The sequence below is a fragment of the Flavobacterium sp. genome (genome assembly GCF_017744675.1).
Lineage (GTDB): Bacteria > Bacteroidota > Bacteroidia > Flavobacteriales > Flavobacteriaceae > Flavobacterium.
Genome location: NZ_JAGIAV010000004.1, coordinates 1,425,021 through 1,440,480 on the forward strand (window position 1 = coordinate 1,425,021; position 15,460 = coordinate 1,440,480).

A 15,460-nucleotide genomic window follows, 5' to 3' on the forward strand; every position below is an offset into this window, starting at 1 on the left:
ACCCTGAGCGAAGCCGAAGGGCGCAAAGGGCTTCGACTCCGCTCAGCCTGACAAAGAGGGACAAAACTTGAAACCTGAAACCTGAAACTTGAAACAATTAAAAAACAATAAAACACAAAAAACATTGAAAACGTCTAAATTTCTCATCTCATTCTCTCTCCTTCTTCTGATTGTTTTTCAATCTGCAAATGCTGTTGTTTTAGAAAACAAAAAAGATGCTTTTTATTTCAAAAGCGATAAACAAGAGATTGAAATTTTAGTGAAGAAATTATACGAGTGGGTTGAAACTAAAAACAGCAACAACGATTTCAATCCGCTTGCAAACAAAAAGGGAGACAAATACATTGGACTGGATCTAAATGCACATAAAAAAAGACTAGAAGAACTGAAAAAAACTAATTTCTTTTCGCAGCAATTTTTAGACAATTACAATAAAATTGCTTTAAAAATAGACTCCAATCTTAAAACTAAAAAAATAGAATGGTTTGAAGGAGAATTGCCTCCTTTTGGAAACGATTCCAATCCTTGGTGCAATTGTCAGGACAATCCAGAAAACTATTGGAAAACAATGGCAATAAACCATTTGAAAGTTGAAAACAATTCAGCCTCTTTTGATTGGACTTGGTCATGGAAAGGCGATTTTAAATATAAAGTGAAAACGGTTAAAGAAAACGGGGTTTGGAAAATAGCAACTCTTGAAGGCTTTGATTTTAATGACTTCACTAAAATTTAGTAGAAAATATAAAACTAAGAAAACTTGAAATTCATAAAAAGTCTATATCTCAACAACTTCTTTTTCTATGTGCTCATTGGCATTATAGGATTATTTGTCTGTGCCTTTATTTTTCCAAATATGTACAATGCAGTTTGGTTGCTGGTTTTAGGTTTAGTGACATTTTTAGGTCTTGACATTTTGCTTTTATATTTGGCAAGAACAGGTCTTGAAGCAGAAAGAATTACACCAGAAAAGTTGTCAAATGGAGATTTAAATCCAATTACAATTAGTCTAAAAAACCATTATACTTTTCCGATTTTGGTTAGGATTATTGACGAAATTCCGTTTCAATTTCAGGTTCGCGATTTCAAAATTGTAAAAACGATAAAAGCGACTTCGCAAAAAGAAATTGGTTACGACCTTCGTCCGACTGAGCGTGGGGAATATCATTTCGGTTCTTTAAATGTTTATGTTTCTTCGCCTTTAAGATTGATTTCGAGAAGATTTTCCTTCGATAAAAATCAAATGGTCCCAACCTATCCGTCTTATATTCAATTAAGAAAATACGATTTAATCGCTTTTTCGAATAATTTATTTCAATACGGAATCAAAAAAATACGCCGAATTGGCCACACCATGGAGTTCGAACAGATTAAAGAGTATGTGCAAGGCGACGATTTGCGAACACTAAACTGGAAAGCGACCGCCAAAAGAAACTCTTTGATGGTGAATCAATTTCAGGACGAAAAATCACAATCGGTTTATATGGCAATCGACAAAGGACGTGTCATGCAAATGCCTTTTGACGGATTAAGCTTATTGGATTATGCCATTAATTCGGCTTTGGTTTTGTCTAATGTCATTTTGAAAAAACAAGACAAAGCTGGTCTTTTTTCTTTTTCTAAAAAAGTAGAAAATCGCGTGTTCGCCGAAAGAAGAGGTTCGCAAATGCAAAAAATCCTAGAAGCTTTGTACAACGTAAAAACAGATTTTTTCGAAAGTGATTACAGCAGATTGTATGTCGATATTAAGAAAAACATCAACCAGAGAAGCCTAATTATTCTGTACACCAATTTTGAAACTATGGATGGTTTAAATCGTCAATTACCTTATTTAAAAGGAATTGCCAAAAGCCATTTATTGGTTGTTGTTTTCTTTAGCAACACAGAATTAAACAGCATTATCAATAAAAAAACCACTACAATTCAAGAAGTCTACGACAAAGTGATTGCCGAAAAATTCATGTTCGAAAAACGATTAATTGTAAACGAATTGAAGAAATACGGAATACATTCGGTTCTTACACAACCCGAAAATCTTACGCTTGACGCCATTAATAAATATTTAGAGATCAAGTCTAGAGGGATTTTGTAGCAACTTTCAATCTGTTAACTTATGGTTATTTTATAGATTGACTTTACTGTTATTGCTATTATTAAATTAGTTTTGAAAGAAAATAACAATCCGATTGTAACACCTTAAAAACAGATAAAAATGAAAAAAGCAATTCTACTTCTGTTCGTTTTACTAAGCATTCACGCTCAAGCACAAAAAACAGAAAACATCATCATTATTACTACGGATGGCTTTAGATGGCAGGAAGTTTTTAAAGGAGTTGATGCCGCAATTGCTAATGATAAAAAATTCAATCAGGGGGATAGCGCTTACATTTATAAAAAATACGGGAACCCAGATATTGCAGAATCTCGTAAAAAACTAATGCCTTTTTTCTGGTCTGAAATCGCTTCGAAAGGTCAGATTTACGGAAATCGAGATTTAGGAAACAAAGTCGATGTTGCCAATCCGTATTGGTTTAGCTATCCTGGATATAGCGAAATCATGACTGGAAATGTAGATTTGAAGGTCAATTCAAACGGTTACAAAGCCAATCCGAATGTCAATGTTTTGGAGTTTCTAAATCAGCAGGCTAAACTAAAGGGAAAAGTTGCTGCATTCGGAGCTTGGGATGCTTTCGACAGAATCTTAAACGAAGAAAGAAGCGGATTTCCTGTAATTTCAGCCTTTGATAAAGTGGGCGGAAACAAACCAACAGCATCACAAAAATTGCTGAACGAAATGCGTGACAATTCGTTTAAACCTTTTCATGAAGATGAATGTTTAGACGTTTTTACCCACTATCAGGCATTAGGCGAATTAAAAACGAAAAAGCCAAAAGTTCTTTATATCGCGTATGGCGAAACTGACGAATGGGCGCATCACGGAGATTACAGATCATATTTGGATGCCGCAAATCAAGTAGACAAATGGATTCAGGAAATCTGGAATTTTGTTCAAAATGATCCGCAATATAAAAACAAAACAACCTTGTTTATAACCGTGGATCACGGCCGCGGCGACAAAGTAAAATCGCAATGGACAGATCACGGTTCTGATGTTCCGGGCGCTTCTCAAATTTGGTTTGCCACAATGGGTCCAGAAATTGCCCCAAAAGGCGAAATCAAAACCGATTCGCAATTCTACCAAAAGCAATTTGCACAAACCATAGCAAAATTTCTAGGCTACACTTTCAAAACAGATCATCCTGTTGATGAAGAGATAAAAGAGGTTTTCGAGAAATAATAAAACTTTCTGCCACGAATTTCGCGAATTGACACTAATTTCTTTTTTGACTTTACGCAATTACAATTTGTGCCAATTCGCGAAATTCGTGGCAGAAAAAACCTTTGTCACTTTGTCACTTTGCATCTTTAAAAAAAATCTCAGTACCTTAGCGCCTTAGAAACTTAGCATCTCAAAAAAATGAAACAAATCACTTCAATTCAAAATCCGTTTATCAAATCTTTGGTTTTACTTCAAGAAAAATCCAAAGCAAGAAAACAAACTGGAACATTTTTGATTGAAGGTTTAAGAGAAATTTCATTAGCCATAAAAGGCGGTTACGAAATCGAAACTGTTTTGTTTTTACCTGAATTAGTTTCTGAATCCGAAATCAATAAACTGATTCGAAACCCATTTCAAATCATCGAAATCAATAAAGAAGTTTACCAAAAACTAGCGTATCGCGATACTACAGAAGGAATTTTAGCCGTTGCCAAAAGCAAATCCTTAAAATTATCTGATTTAAAATTATCTGACAATCCGCTTATTTTGGTTGTTGAATCTCTAGAAAAACCGGGAAATATTGGCGCTGTTTTGCGTACAGCAGACGCTGCGAAATTGGATGCTGTTTTAATTGCCAATCCGAAAAGTGATTTGTACAATCCGAACATTGTGCGTTCTAGTGTGGGCTGTTTGTTTACCAATCAAATTGCAACCGGAACCACTTCAGAGATTATTTCGTTTTTAAAAGAAAAAAAGATCAATTTCTACAGCGCTACTTTACAAAATTCAACTTCCTATCATACCCAAAATTTTACTACTCCAACCGCTTTAGTTGTAGGTACAGAAGCAACAGGTTTAACGCAAGAATGGCGCGATGAAGCTACTCAAAATATCATTATTCCAATGCAGGGCGAAATCGACAGTATGAACGTTTCTGTAGCTGCGGCAATTTTGATTTTTGAAGCGAAACGTCAACGTGGATTCTGATTTTAGATTTTAGATTTTAAAAATCGCTTCGCTCTTTTTGGAATTTGGGATTAAAAAAATTGGAATTTATTCCTGCAAAAATCTAAAATCTAAAATCTAAAATCAACAATTGTAAAGCCTTGCGTATGTTCAAACTAATTCTTATTTTTAGTACTTGAACTATGCCGTTATGACAGAAATAGATATTGAAAAAGAAAACAAAGCTATTGCGCAGGAATACAAGGAATTACTACGAATAAGTTACCAAACTTTAACCCCAGCAGACAAAAAATTAATTCGAAAAGCTTTTGATGTTGCTGTTGATGCTCACAAAGAGCAGAGACGTAAATCGGGTGAAGCGTATATCTTTCATCCTATTGCAGTTGCAAAAATTGTTGCCTCAGAAATTGGTCTGGGAGCGACCTCTATCGCCGCGGCCTTATTGCACGATGTTGTTGAAGATACTCCAATTACGGTTGAAGACATCGAACGCTTGTTTAACCCCAAAGTGGCACAGTTAGTTGAAGGCCTTACCAAGATTTCGTTAGTTCAAAAAGATTTAAATGCTTCCATGCAGGCAGAGAATTTCAGAAAAATGATTCTGACTCTGAATGATGATGTTCGTGTAATTTTGATTAAACTGGCCGACCGTCTGCACAACATGCAAACCATGGATTCGATGGCGGAATACAAACAAACCAAAATCGCATCTGAAACTTTATACATTTACGCACCCCTAGCCCATCGTTTGGGACTTTACAACATAAAAACCAAACTTGAGGATTTAGGATTAAAATATACCGAACCTGCAGTTTACGATGACATCGTAAGCAAAATTCGCGAAACTAAAGAAGAACAAGACGCTTATATCAAGGATATTTCAGATGTTTTGAAAAAATCTTTAGACAATGAAGGCATAGATTACATCATCAAAGGCCGACCAAAATCGATTTATTCGATTCGTCGAAAAATGCGAGCGCAAAACGTAACTTTTGACGAAGTTTACGATAAATTCGCCCTTAGAATTGTGTACAAAGCCGATCCGCATGAAGAAAAATTCATAGCCTGGAAAATATATTCTATCGTAACCGATCATTACCGCCCAAGCCCGAGCCGTTTGCGTGATTGGATTTCATCGCCAAAATCAACAGGTTATGAAGCGCTTCACATTACCGTAATGGGACCAAAAGGCCGATGGGTTGAAGTTCAAGTTCGAAGCGAACGTATGGACGAAATCGCTGAAAAAGGATATGCAGCGCATTACAAATACAAAAACGGAGGAACAGAAGAAAGCGGTTTAGATACTTGGCTGAATCTTCTTCGTGAAGCTTTGGAGAATCCAGAAACCAATGCGGTTGATTTTGTAGAAGATTTTAAAATGAATTTATATTCAAAAGAAATCTTCGTCTTTACGCCAAAAGGAGAAATCAAATCGTTGCCAAAAGGCGCTACTTCTCTAGATTTTGCTTTCAGCATTCACTCTGAAATCGGAATTAAAACTCGCGGAACTCGTGTAAATGGGCGTTTAGTTCCGTTAAACTACGAATTAAAAAGTGGCGATCAGGTAGAAGTAATTACTTCTCCAAATCAGAAACCAACTGTAAACTGGCTAGAATATGTAACGACTGCAAGAGCCAAAAATAAAATCAAAAATGTTCTAAACGAGAACACCAAAAAAATTGCAGAAGAAGGAAAAGAATTACTTGTTAGAAAATTAAAACATCTGAAAGTTACATTCAACGAGCAAGTTACAAACGAGCTAGTTAACTTCTTTAAACTAAAAACAAGTTTAGATCTATTTTACAGAGTTGGAATTGGCGCGATCGAAAATCAGCAGTTAAAAGATTATGCGGCGCAGAAAAGCAATTCGTTTATCAATTTCTTTAAAAATAAAATTAAACGAAGCAAAGACACCGCAGACGAAGATATTCACAAACCAGTCATTAGCAGCAATTACGATATGCTGGTTTTCGGAACCGAACACGACAAGCTGGATTACAAGCTTTCGCAATGCTGTAACCCAATTCCGGGTGATGACGTTTTTGGTTTTGTAACGATAAATGAAGGGATAAAAGTGCATAAAAAAGATTGTCCGAACGCAATTGGAATGCAATCTAATTATGCGTACAGAATCATGAGCGCCAAATGGATTGATTCTTCTCAAGAGGAGTTTAAAGCCATTATCAATATTACCGGAATGGACGTTTTAGGTCTTACCAATCAATTAACGAAAGTAATTTCAAATAATATGAGCGTAAATATCCAAAGCATTTCGTTGAGTACAGATGCTGGAATTTTTCACGGTCAGATTGCTGTTATTGTAAAAAATAATACAATTTTGAAAAAAATGATTAGTGCCATCAAGAAAATTGACGGTGTTGACAAAGTTACGAGAGAGTATAGAACTTAAACAAATTACTATTAATCATGGAAAGTCAATCTTTAGAAATTCCCAAATTGCAATTTGATGAAAATGGAGAGCTAATTATTACAGCATCGCAATCTTCTTCTAAAGATGATTTTGATTTTTTTTTAGGGAAAATCAATCATTCGAAATAAAAAGCTGAAAAAAAGATTTGCGAATTGTACCGAATGGATCGAATTTCCATCCACACAGGAAATGTACAAGATTTTAAACGGAATTGGCAATATCGATAATTTTCTTGCCTCTTTTGACGGCGAACCTTTTGAAGGCATGACAGTAAGATTGTTTAATCCGACAACCAAATTGTGGAGTATTTATTGGGCAGATTCTAATACAGGAACATTAGACAAACCTGTAGTGGGCTCTTTTGAAAATAAAGTGGGGCATTTTTTCTCTAATGATGTTTTTGAAGGCAGATCTGCAATTCAAGTTTTTAGATGGGACGCCCGAGACGAAAATAATCCGATCTGGAGTCAGGCAATGTCTGATGATAAAGGAAAAAATTGGGAATGGAACTGGTACATGTACATGTCGAAATCAAACTGACCTTTGTTAGTTTTATCATAAATTAAAATAATTATGTTAATTAAGCTAAATTAAGCTTTCAAAATATTTTTGACGTAAAAGCCTGTGTTTAGTGCCTTATAACCAATCAAAATCAAGTTTAAACGTTAAACTTTAAACCCGAAACTTTTATTCATTAAAAATAAAAAATTATCTTTGCCAGATATGACACTTATTTCAACTGACAACACTAAGAATCAAGAAATTGTAAAAAATGTTTTTACACTATATCTTGAACAAAAAGGGCATCGCAAAACTCCTGAGCGTTATGCTATACTTCAGGAAATTTACGATAGCGAGGAGCATTTTGATATAGAAAATCTTTATATCAAAATGAAAAACAAAAACTATCGTGTGAGTAGAGCTACTTTATACAACACGATCGAGTTATTGTTGGACTGCGCTTTGGTTAGAAAACATCAATTTGGACAAAATCAGGCTTACTACGAAAAATCATATTTTGATAAACAGCACGATCATATCATTATGACAGATTCTGGTGAGGTAATCGAATTTTGTGATCCAAGAATTCAGACCATCAAAAAGACTATCGAAGAAATTTTTGATATCGAAATTACAAATCACTCGCTTTATTTCTACGGAAACAAAAAGCAAAGCTCAAATTCATAGTCTTTTAAAATTAGACATTTCAAAAAAATTAAAAAAAAGAAAATTAACTACATAATCAGTAGGGCAACTTAGATTGCCTCAACGCAAATTAAAACAGAATGACCGTAGATTTATTACTAGGATTACAATGGGGAGATGAAGGTAAAGGAAAAATTGTTGACGTACTTACCTCAAATTATGATATTATTGCACGTTTTCAAGGAGGACCAAATGCAGGACATACACTAGAATTTGACGGAATTAAACACGTACTAAGAACGATTCCTTCTGGAATTTTTCACAAAAACTCAGTAAACATCATCGGAAATGGAGTTGTAATTGATCCTGTAGTTTTCCAAAAAGAGATTGAAGGTTTAGAGAAATTCAACCTTGACATCAAAAGCAAATTGATCATTTCTAGAAAAGCACACTTAATTTTACCAACTCACCGTTTGCTTGACGCAGCTTCTGAAGCTTCTAAAGGAAAAGCAAAAATTGGTTCTACTCTTAAAGGAATTGGACCAACTTATATGGACAAAACGGGTAGAAATGGTTTAAGAGTTGGAGATATTGAACTAGAAGACTTTAAAGATCGTTACAGAGCTTTAGCTGACAAGCACGAAGCTATGATTGCTTTTTATGATGTAAACATTCAATACAATCTAGCTGAACTAGAAAAAGAATTCTTTGAAGCTATCGAAGAATTGAAAAAATTAGATTTCATTGACAGTGAAGAATACATGCACCAAGCTCAAAAAGCGGGTAAATCTATTCTTTGCGAAGGAGCTCAAGGATCTTTATTAGATGTTGATTTCGGAACTTATCCTTTCGTAACCTCATCTAACACAACTGCCGCTGGAGCTTGTACAGGTTTAGGAATTGCTCCTAACAAAATCAAAGAAGTTTACGGAATTTTCAAAGCGTATGTTACACGTGTAGGTAGCGGACCTTTCCCAACTGAACTTTTTGACGAAGTTGGTGCTACGATGGCAAAAGTGGGTAACGAATTTGGTTCTGTAACTGGAAGACAAAGACGTTGCGGATGGTTAGATTTAGTAGCTTTAAAATATGCTGTTCAAGTAAATGGTGTTACGCAGTTAATGATGATGAAAGGAGACGTACTTTCTGGTTTTGAAACTTTGAAAGTTTGTACAGAGTATAACTACAAAGGTCAAAACATCTCTCACTTCCCATACAACATTGAACCAGAAAATGTTACTCCTGTTTACAAAGAGTTCAAAGGATGGAAACAAGATTTAACTGGATTGACAACTTACGATCAATTGCCAATTGAGCTAAAAGAATATATTGAATTTATTGAGAAAGAAATCGAAGTTCCAATCAAAATTGTATCAGTTGGACCAGATAGAAAACAAACAATAACAAAATAATACATTTTAAACGCTCTGATTATCAGAGCGTTTTTTTTGACTATTACTGACATGAGAAAAAATCCTGAAATTGAGATCACAGAAACCAAATTGTTATCTGATAACTGGTACCTGTTAAACAAAGTTACTTTTAACTATAAAAAAGAAAATCAACCTGTTGAATCACACATTCGCGAAGTTTACGATCGAGGAAATGGTGCAGGCATATTGTTGTATAACAGCATAAAAAAGACAGTAATCCTAACCAGACAATTTCGTTTGCCGACTTATCTAAACGGAAATAAAACCGGAATGATGATCGAAGTTTGCGCTGGACTTTTGGATAAAGAAAATGCAGAGCAAGCCATAATTCGTGAAACAGAAGAAGAAACCGGCTATCGTTTGAGTAAAGTTCAGAAAGTTTTTGAAACGTATATGTCTCCAGGTTCTGTAACAGAAATTCTATATCTTTTTGTGGGTGAATATGACGAAAACATGAAAGTAAGCGAAGGCGGCGGATTGGACGCTGAACAAGAAAATATTGAGGTTTTAGAATTTACTTTCGACGAAGCATATGCCATGATCGAATCTCGAGAGATAACAGACGCTAAAACAATTATGCTATTACAGCATGCAAAAATAAAAGGATTGATTTAGAAGTTTTTTGAGTATTTTAGATTCATAAAAACAATCTAAAATGCTCAAATCTAAAATAGTATTGATTTTCCTTTTGCCACTATTTTACCAACTCAACACATTGACTACCAGAACATTTAACTCAAAAAAACAAGCAAAATTTTAATTAACTTTACAGATATAATAATAACCAAAAACAAATAATTATGTCTGATCAAGTACAATTAATTCCGAATGATTCATTGATTACCAATACTCCAGAAGAAGGTCGTCAGCTAGCCGTAAAAATGGCACGATTAATAATTAAAATCACCCAACCTGATGCTGCAATTAGAGAAAAACTCCGACCAATTTATGCTGAAGATCCAGCAATGCTTATTGCAGTAGGACAGACTGTAGCTACAGAGTTTGCAACTATCGCTGCTGCCAATAATTACTGGAGAAAATAAAAGCTATTTTGAGATAACAGAATTCTATTGAGTTTTGTTATCTCAAAACAATTAAAATTTGCAAAATGAAAATCCCGAAACCAATTCAAAAAATTATGTAACCCTTTTCAGCTATCAGATTTATAACTTTATATTCATAAAAATTCAACCTATGAAAAAGTTATATTACACAGCAAACGCCCTACTGATCTTAATGTTGGTTTTATTAGGTTCTTGTAAAAAGAGCGATACTATAACGCTAACAGAAAATAAAAAAGAGAAAAAAGAAGTCATCGAATACAAGAAACCCAAAACAGTTTCTTACCAAATAGAAAAAACCAAAGAATGGCTTAAGCTTAATGAAGCTGACAGCTCGAAAATGGATATTGTTTATGCTTTAAATCGAACAGATAAAGCTAACTTCAAAAAATTAGATTCTGTGGTAATTCCTGCAGATTTTAGCGGAGATTTGGTTTATTATCTTCCGTTTCCACTTCATGTTTCGGCTTTAGAAGAAGTTTCAAAAATTATTCTTTTTTCATATCCAACACAGACTTTTGCCGCTTATGAAAACGGCGAATTAGTAAGAACAGGCCCAACAAACATGGGAAGAAAAAAAGATCCTACACCAACAGGATTGTTTTTTACGAATTGGAAAGCAGAAAAAACAACGAGCACCTTTAATGACGAATGGGACTTAAAATGGAACTTTAACATCGAAAACAAACTAGGCGTTGGTTTTCACGAATATGATTTGCCTGGATATCCAGCCTCTCATTCCTGTTTGAGATTATTAGAAAAAGATGCCAAATACCTTTATAAATTCGCAGACGAATGGATTTTGAAAGATCGAGAAAATGTAAAAGTAAAAGGAACTCCAGTTATTGTTTTTGGAAGCTATGATTTTGACGGACCAAAACCATGGTTAAAATTAGCTTCAGATCCAGAAGCATTAAATATTCCGGTATCAGAAATTGAAACACAAGTAAAACCATTTCTAAAAGAAATCTTAGAAAACCAGAACCTAAGAGAAGCCGAACCCACAAAAACTTTGTAAAATATATTAGTAATATAGAATCAGCTGAAATAATATTTAATTGTTTCAGCTGATTTTTTTTTGCATAAAGAATAGCTCATCCGGCTAAAGCCTTTCCATAGAACTTTCCCTAACCTCCAGCTTTAGCTGGAGGCAATTCATTTTCAAAACCTTGAATCTTTGCAACTTTGTCACTTTGTTACTAAAAAAAACTTAGCATCTCAGAACCTTAGCATCTTAGCATCTTAAAAAAATCATAAATAAGCGATCATTCATTTATTATTTATATCTTTGTACCATAATTAGTTAGAAAATATGAGAACACGAGACATCAATAAAGAAGAAATTGTAAAACAAAAAGCCATTGAAATGATTGTTACGCAAGGCATAGAGGGTTTTGGAATGAATCGTTTGGCTAAAGAATGTGGCATTTCTGTCGCTACGCTTTACATTTATTACTCGGACAAAGAAGATTTGATTAAAAAAATCGGAATTGAAATTGGCAAAAACTTCTTCGAAAAGATGTTCGACGGATTCTCTCCCGATATGTCTTTTAAAGATGGTTTGCGAAATCAGTGGGAAAATCGTATTTATTTCAATTTAAATTTTACGCTTCAAGCCACTTGTTTTGAGCTTTTAAAACATTCTACTTATGGCGACGCTATTATAGGAGAAGTAACGGGGAATTACAAACAAATGATGACCGATTTTATGCTTGCTGCCATTGATAGAAAAGAACTTATTTCTATTCCTTACGAAGTGTTTTGGAGTATTTCTTATGGTCCGCTTTATTCTTTACTAGAATTTCATCGAGATGGAAAATCGATGTCTGGAAAACCTTTTGTTCTTAATGAAAACCTTAAAAACGAAGCTTTCAATCTGGTTCTAAAAGCGCTTACTCCCTGATTAGAAATTTCAATAACAATATCAAAAATCAATGTCAATTTCAATGTCAAAAATCAATTTTAAATAAATATAATTTCAATAAAATGAAAACTTCAATTATAGAAAATAAAAAAATTGCCATTATTGGCGGTGGTCCTGTTGGATTGACCACTGCACGAATTTTACAAATTAATGGAGCCGATGTAAAGGTTTACGAAAGAGACATCAACGCACAGGCGCGAACATCTGGCGGAACTTTAGACATCCATTCCGATTCTGGCCAATATGCGATTCAGAAAGCGGGTTTAATGGAAGAATTCTACAAATACGCAAGACCCACAGGCGAAAAAATGGCCGATATGGACGGCAATATTACTTCTGACGAAATGCCAAATGAAACCAACGCTTTTTCACGTCCAGAAATTGATCGTAATGATTTGAGAAAAATCATGTTAGACAATCTAGAAGAAAAAACAGTTGTTTGGGACAGTCAATTAATTAATATTGAAAAAATTGAAAACCAATATCATTTAGAATTCAAAAATGGTACAAAAGCAACTGCCGATTTTGTAATTGTAGCTAACGGAGGAAGATCGAATGCACGAAAATTTGTGAGCGATCAAGAACCTCAACTTTCTGGAACTTATATCATTCAAGGCGAAATCACAAATCCAGACCTAGATTATCCTGAATTTAAACCGAAATATGGAAACGGAAATGTGATGGCAATGGGAGAACACAAAATGTTTTACACGCATACCATGCGCGATGGCTCTGTGCATTTCGGAGTTTCTTTTAAAGCTGATGAAGATTGGATTTCTAATCACGGAATCAATTTTGAGGACAATCAAGCTGTTATTGCTTTTTTGAATGAAACGTTTAAAAATTGGAATGATGATTACAAAAAATTCTTCGCAGCATCAACTGAATTTTCTGGATTGCCATTGCGTTTATTTTCTCTAGAAGAACCTTGGAAAGAACATTCCAATATTACTCTTGTTGGCGATGCAGCACATTTAATGCCTCCATTTGCAGGCGAAGGCGTAAATATGGGATTGTTTGATGCTTTTCATTTAACCGAAAATTTAACCAACGGAAAATTTGAAACTATTGACGAAGCCATAAAAGATTACGAACAAAAAATGTTTGGTTACGCTTTAGAAGCACAACGAATGACTAAAAAAATGGAAGATTTGCTGCATTCAGATATTGTTGCAGAAGATATTTTGAATAGTCGTTTTTAAAAATTAAAAAAAGGCGTAAGAAAAAATCTTACGCCTTTTTAATTCTTATGCAATCAAGATTTCAATTTCATCCAATTGAATTTGTTTTCGTTTTATTCCGTAAAGTTTTTTTAAGAGATTTAAAATACTCAAAGGATTACTTCCTAACATCGAATAAAACATAGTCATATCTTCATAATTATGAACTGAAATTCTATATTTCGACTTTTCAGTAACCTGAAAACTAAAAAATTTCACCGCTCTTTGTCCATTTTTACAATCTCTGGTTTTAAGATCTTTTTCCCTCAACAATATTGACTCATTCGTCTTTAAATCAAGTATTTCAACAAAAAAATCATCGTTTACCTGAATATCAAAACCGCCTAGAACAAAAATATCGTAAAATCCATAATATAAATCAACCTCAAGAACATCTTTCAGCTTGAATTGGAGATTCATAAATTATCTAGAATAATTTGGAGCTTCTTTTGTGATTGTTACGTTATGTGGGTGACTTTCAGTGATTCCGCTAGAAGTGATTCTAACAAAACGTCCTGTTTCTTGCAAAGTAGGAATATCTTTTGAACCACAGTATCCCATACCTGCACGAAGTCCTCCAATAAACTGAAGCATGCTTTCGTTTAATTCTCCTTTGTAAGGAACACGTCCAACGATTCCTTCTGGAACTAATTTCTTCACGTCGTCTTCAACATCTTGGAAATAACGATCTTTAGAACCAGTTTGCATAGCTTCAACAGAACCCATTCCGCGGTACGATTTGAATTTTCTTCCTTCAAAAATAATCGTTTCTCCTGGAGATTCTTTTGTTCCCGCAAGTAATGAACCTAACATTACGCAGTCGGCACCTGCAGCGATTGCTTTAGGAATATCTCCTGTATAACGAATTCCACCATCAGCTATAACTGGAACTCCAGATCCTTTAATTGCAGCGGCAACTTCTAAAACTGCTGAGAATTGAGGAAAACCAACACCTGCAACGATACGCGTAGTACAGATAGAACCAGGTCCGATTCCTACTTTTACTCCATCAGCACCATTTTCTACCAAATATTTAGCAGCTTCTGGAGTTGCGATGTTTCCAACGATTACATCTATTTGTGGGAATTTTGATTTTACTTCTTTCAATACATTCACAACGCCTTCAGTATGACCATGAGCTGTATCGATAATAATTGCATCTACACCTGCAGCAACCAAAGCTTCAGCTCTTAAAACTGCATCTCCAGTAACTCCAATTGCAGCAGCAACTCTCAAACGACCAAAGCTATCTTTATTAGCAATTGGTTTTTGAGTCAATTTTGTAATATCTCTAAATGTAATTAAACCAACTAATTCATTTTGAGTATTTACAACTGGTAATTTTTCGATTTTATGACCTTGCAAAACTACTTCTGCTTGCTCTAACGAAGTTCCTTCAGCAACAGTTACTAAGTTTTGGCTTGTCATAACCTCAACGATTGGTCTTGCACCGTTTTTCTCAAAACGTAAATCACGGTTTGTAACAATCCCTTTTAATATTTTGTTTTCGTCAACGATTGGAATACCGCCGATTCCGAATTCTTTCATTGCATTTTTTGCATCTGCAATAGTCGAAGTCATTGGCAATGTTACCGGATCGATAATCATACCTGCTTCTGCACGTTTTACTTTTCGAACTTTTCCTGCTTGTTGTTCGATAGTCATATTTTTATGTAAAACACCAATACCGCCTTCTTGCGCCATAGCAATTGCCATTGCACTTTCTGTAACTGTATCCATAGCAGCAGATACAATTGGAACGTTTAATGTAATGTTTCTTGAGAATTTTGATTTAATGCTCACTTCGCGAGGAAGCACATTCGAGTAGTTAGGTACTAATAATACATCGTCGTAAGTTAAACCTTCGCCGATAATCTTGGAGTTGTGTGCTATCATGTTGCAATTTCTAGTTGAATTGCGTGCAAATATAGTGAATTAATTGCTAACTTGAATACTAACTTATTCATAAATTTATATTTACAAGAAAAAACCTACCGTTTAA

The 15,460-nt window shown here is 34.5% G+C and carries 16 protein-coding genes; 14 read left to right on the forward strand and 2 right to left on the reverse strand.

The window, feature by feature from the left end; translation table 11 throughout:
• The first annotated feature begins 88 nt into the window (after nucleotides 1-88).
• From J7574_RS16365 to J7574_RS16430, 14 genes are all read left to right on the forward strand, one after another.
• Entirely contained in the window at nucleotides 89-733 is a 645-nt protein-coding gene (locus J7574_RS16365; protein WP_290970843.1) for a hypothetical protein, read from the forward strand.
• Between the two features lie 24 nt (nucleotides 734-757).
• Complete coding sequence (locus J7574_RS16370) at nucleotides 758-2,089, forward strand: DUF58 domain-containing protein (RefSeq protein ID WP_290970846.1); 1,332 nt, start codon at nucleotides 758-760, stop codon at nucleotides 2,087-2,089.
• 120 nt (nucleotides 2,090-2,209) lie between these two features.
• Nucleotides 2,210-3,295: a phosphoglyceromutase gene (locus J7574_RS16375; RefSeq protein WP_290970849.1), complete on the forward strand. Its 1,086-nt coding sequence runs from the start codon at nucleotides 2,210-2,212 to the stop codon at nucleotides 3,293-3,295.
• 180 nt (nucleotides 3,296-3,475) lie between these two features.
• Nucleotides 3,476-4,264 (forward strand): RNA methyltransferase, encoded by a 789-nt coding sequence (locus J7574_RS16380; protein ID WP_290970852.1) that lies wholly within the window; start codon nucleotides 3,476-3,478, stop codon nucleotides 4,262-4,264.
• 169 nt (nucleotides 4,265-4,433) lie between these two features.
• On the forward strand, nucleotides 4,434-6,653 hold the full coding sequence (locus J7574_RS16385; protein WP_290970855.1) for a RelA/SpoT family protein: 2,220 nt from the start codon (nucleotides 4,434-4,436) through the stop codon (nucleotides 6,651-6,653).
• 17 nt (nucleotides 6,654-6,670) lie between these two features.
• The gene (locus J7574_RS16390) at nucleotides 6,671-6,802 is read left to right on the forward strand and encodes a hypothetical protein (protein WP_290970858.1); all 132 of its coding nucleotides are present in this window, start codon (nucleotides 6,671-6,673) and stop codon (nucleotides 6,800-6,802) included.
• A gap of 61 nt (nucleotides 6,803-6,863) precedes the next feature.
• Complete coding sequence (locus J7574_RS16395) at nucleotides 6,864-7,214, forward strand: hypothetical protein (RefSeq protein WP_290970861.1); 351 nt, start codon at nucleotides 6,864-6,866, stop codon at nucleotides 7,212-7,214.
• Between the two features lie 183 nt (nucleotides 7,215-7,397).
• Nucleotides 7,398-7,862 carry a Fur family transcriptional regulator gene (locus J7574_RS16400; RefSeq protein ID WP_250835238.1) on the forward strand — a complete coding sequence of 155 codons (465 nt, stop codon included), beginning with the start codon at nucleotides 7,398-7,400 and terminating at the stop codon, nucleotides 7,860-7,862.
• Between the two features lie 98 nt (nucleotides 7,863-7,960).
• On the forward strand, nucleotides 7,961-9,232 hold the full coding sequence (locus J7574_RS16405; protein WP_132988549.1) for an adenylosuccinate synthase: 1,272 nt from the start codon (nucleotides 7,961-7,963) through the stop codon (nucleotides 9,230-9,232).
• Between the two features lie 51 nt (nucleotides 9,233-9,283).
• Nucleotides 9,284-9,868 carry an NUDIX domain-containing protein gene (locus J7574_RS16410; RefSeq protein WP_290970870.1) on the forward strand — a complete coding sequence of 195 codons (585 nt, stop codon included), beginning with the start codon at nucleotides 9,284-9,286 and terminating at the stop codon, nucleotides 9,866-9,868.
• 185 nt (nucleotides 9,869-10,053) lie between these two features.
• Nucleotides 10,054-10,296 carry a hexameric tyrosine-coordinated heme protein gene (locus J7574_RS16415; RefSeq protein WP_290970873.1) on the forward strand — a complete coding sequence of 81 codons (243 nt, stop codon included), beginning with the start codon at nucleotides 10,054-10,056 and terminating at the stop codon, nucleotides 10,294-10,296.
• 151 nt (nucleotides 10,297-10,447) lie between these two features.
• Nucleotides 10,448-11,332, forward strand: a complete 885-nt coding sequence (locus J7574_RS16420; RefSeq protein WP_290970876.1) for a L,D-transpeptidase — start codon at nucleotides 10,448-10,450, stop codon at nucleotides 11,330-11,332.
• Between the two features lie 294 nt (nucleotides 11,333-11,626).
• Nucleotides 11,627-12,217 carry a TetR/AcrR family transcriptional regulator gene (locus J7574_RS16425; protein ID WP_290970879.1) on the forward strand — a complete coding sequence of 197 codons (591 nt, stop codon included), beginning with the start codon at nucleotides 11,627-11,629 and terminating at the stop codon, nucleotides 12,215-12,217.
• An 83-nt stretch (nucleotides 12,218-12,300) separates the two neighbouring features.
• Nucleotides 12,301-13,440, forward strand: a complete 1,140-nt coding sequence (locus J7574_RS16430) for an NAD(P)/FAD-dependent oxidoreductase (RefSeq protein ID WP_290970882.1) — start codon at nucleotides 12,301-12,303, stop codon at nucleotides 13,438-13,440.
• A gap of 45 nt (nucleotides 13,441-13,485) precedes the next feature.
• Here J7574_RS16430 and J7574_RS16435 read toward each other — a convergent pair whose 3' ends face one another.
• Together J7574_RS16435 and guaB are read right to left on the reverse strand one after the other, a co-directional pair.
• A complete protein-coding gene (locus tag J7574_RS16435) occupies nucleotides 13,486-13,878 on the reverse strand; it encodes a hypothetical protein (RefSeq protein WP_290970884.1) in 393 nt (130 codons plus the stop codon).
• Nucleotides 13,879-13,881: 3 nt separating this feature from the next.
• A complete protein-coding gene (gene guaB / locus J7574_RS16440) occupies nucleotides 13,882-15,354 on the reverse strand; it encodes an IMP dehydrogenase (RefSeq protein WP_290970887.1) in 1,473 nt (490 codons plus the stop codon).
• Nucleotides 15,355-15,460: the final 106 nt, after the last annotated feature.

Bases quoted from the DNA above. Each gene is read 5' to 3' on its own strand.
- J7574_RS16400 (WP_250835238.1), top strand. From the start codon at position 7,398: ATGACACTTATTTCAACTGACAACACTAAGAATCAAGAAATTGTAAAA.
- J7574_RS16390 (WP_290970858.1), top strand. From the start codon at position 6,671: ATGGAAAGTCAATCTTTAGAAATTCCCAAATTGCAATTTGATGAAAAT.
- J7574_RS16425 (WP_290970879.1), top strand. From the start codon at position 11,627: ATGAGAACACGAGACATCAATAAAGAAGAAATTGTAAAACAAAAAGCC.
- J7574_RS16410 (WP_290970870.1), top strand. From the start codon at position 9,284: ATGAGAAAAAATCCTGAAATTGAGATCACAGAAACCAAATTGTTATCT.
- guaB (WP_290970887.1), bottom strand. From the start codon at position 15,354: ATGATAGCACACAACTCCAAGATTATCGGCGAAGGTTTAACTTACGAC.
- J7574_RS16395 (WP_290970861.1), top strand. From the start codon at position 6,864: ATGTACAAGATTTTAAACGGAATTGGCAATATCGATAATTTTCTTGCC.
- J7574_RS16385 (WP_290970855.1), top strand. From the start codon at position 4,434: ATGACAGAAATAGATATTGAAAAAGAAAACAAAGCTATTGCGCAGGAA.
- J7574_RS16405 (WP_132988549.1), top strand. From the start codon at position 7,961: ATGACCGTAGATTTATTACTAGGATTACAATGGGGAGATGAAGGTAAA.
- J7574_RS16415 (WP_290970873.1), top strand. From the start codon at position 10,054: ATGTCTGATCAAGTACAATTAATTCCGAATGATTCATTGATTACCAAT.
- J7574_RS16380 (WP_290970852.1), top strand. From the start codon at position 3,476: ATGAAACAAATCACTTCAATTCAAAATCCGTTTATCAAATCTTTGGTT.
- J7574_RS16435 (WP_290970884.1), bottom strand. From the start codon at position 13,878: ATGAATCTCCAATTCAAGCTGAAAGATGTTCTTGAGGTTGATTTATAT.
- J7574_RS16430 (WP_290970882.1), top strand. From the start codon at position 12,301: ATGAAAACTTCAATTATAGAAAATAAAAAAATTGCCATTATTGGCGGT.
- J7574_RS16375 (WP_290970849.1), top strand. From the start codon at position 2,210: ATGAAAAAAGCAATTCTACTTCTGTTCGTTTTACTAAGCATTCACGCT.
- J7574_RS16420 (WP_290970876.1), top strand. From the start codon at position 10,448: ATGAAAAAGTTATATTACACAGCAAACGCCCTACTGATCTTAATGTTG.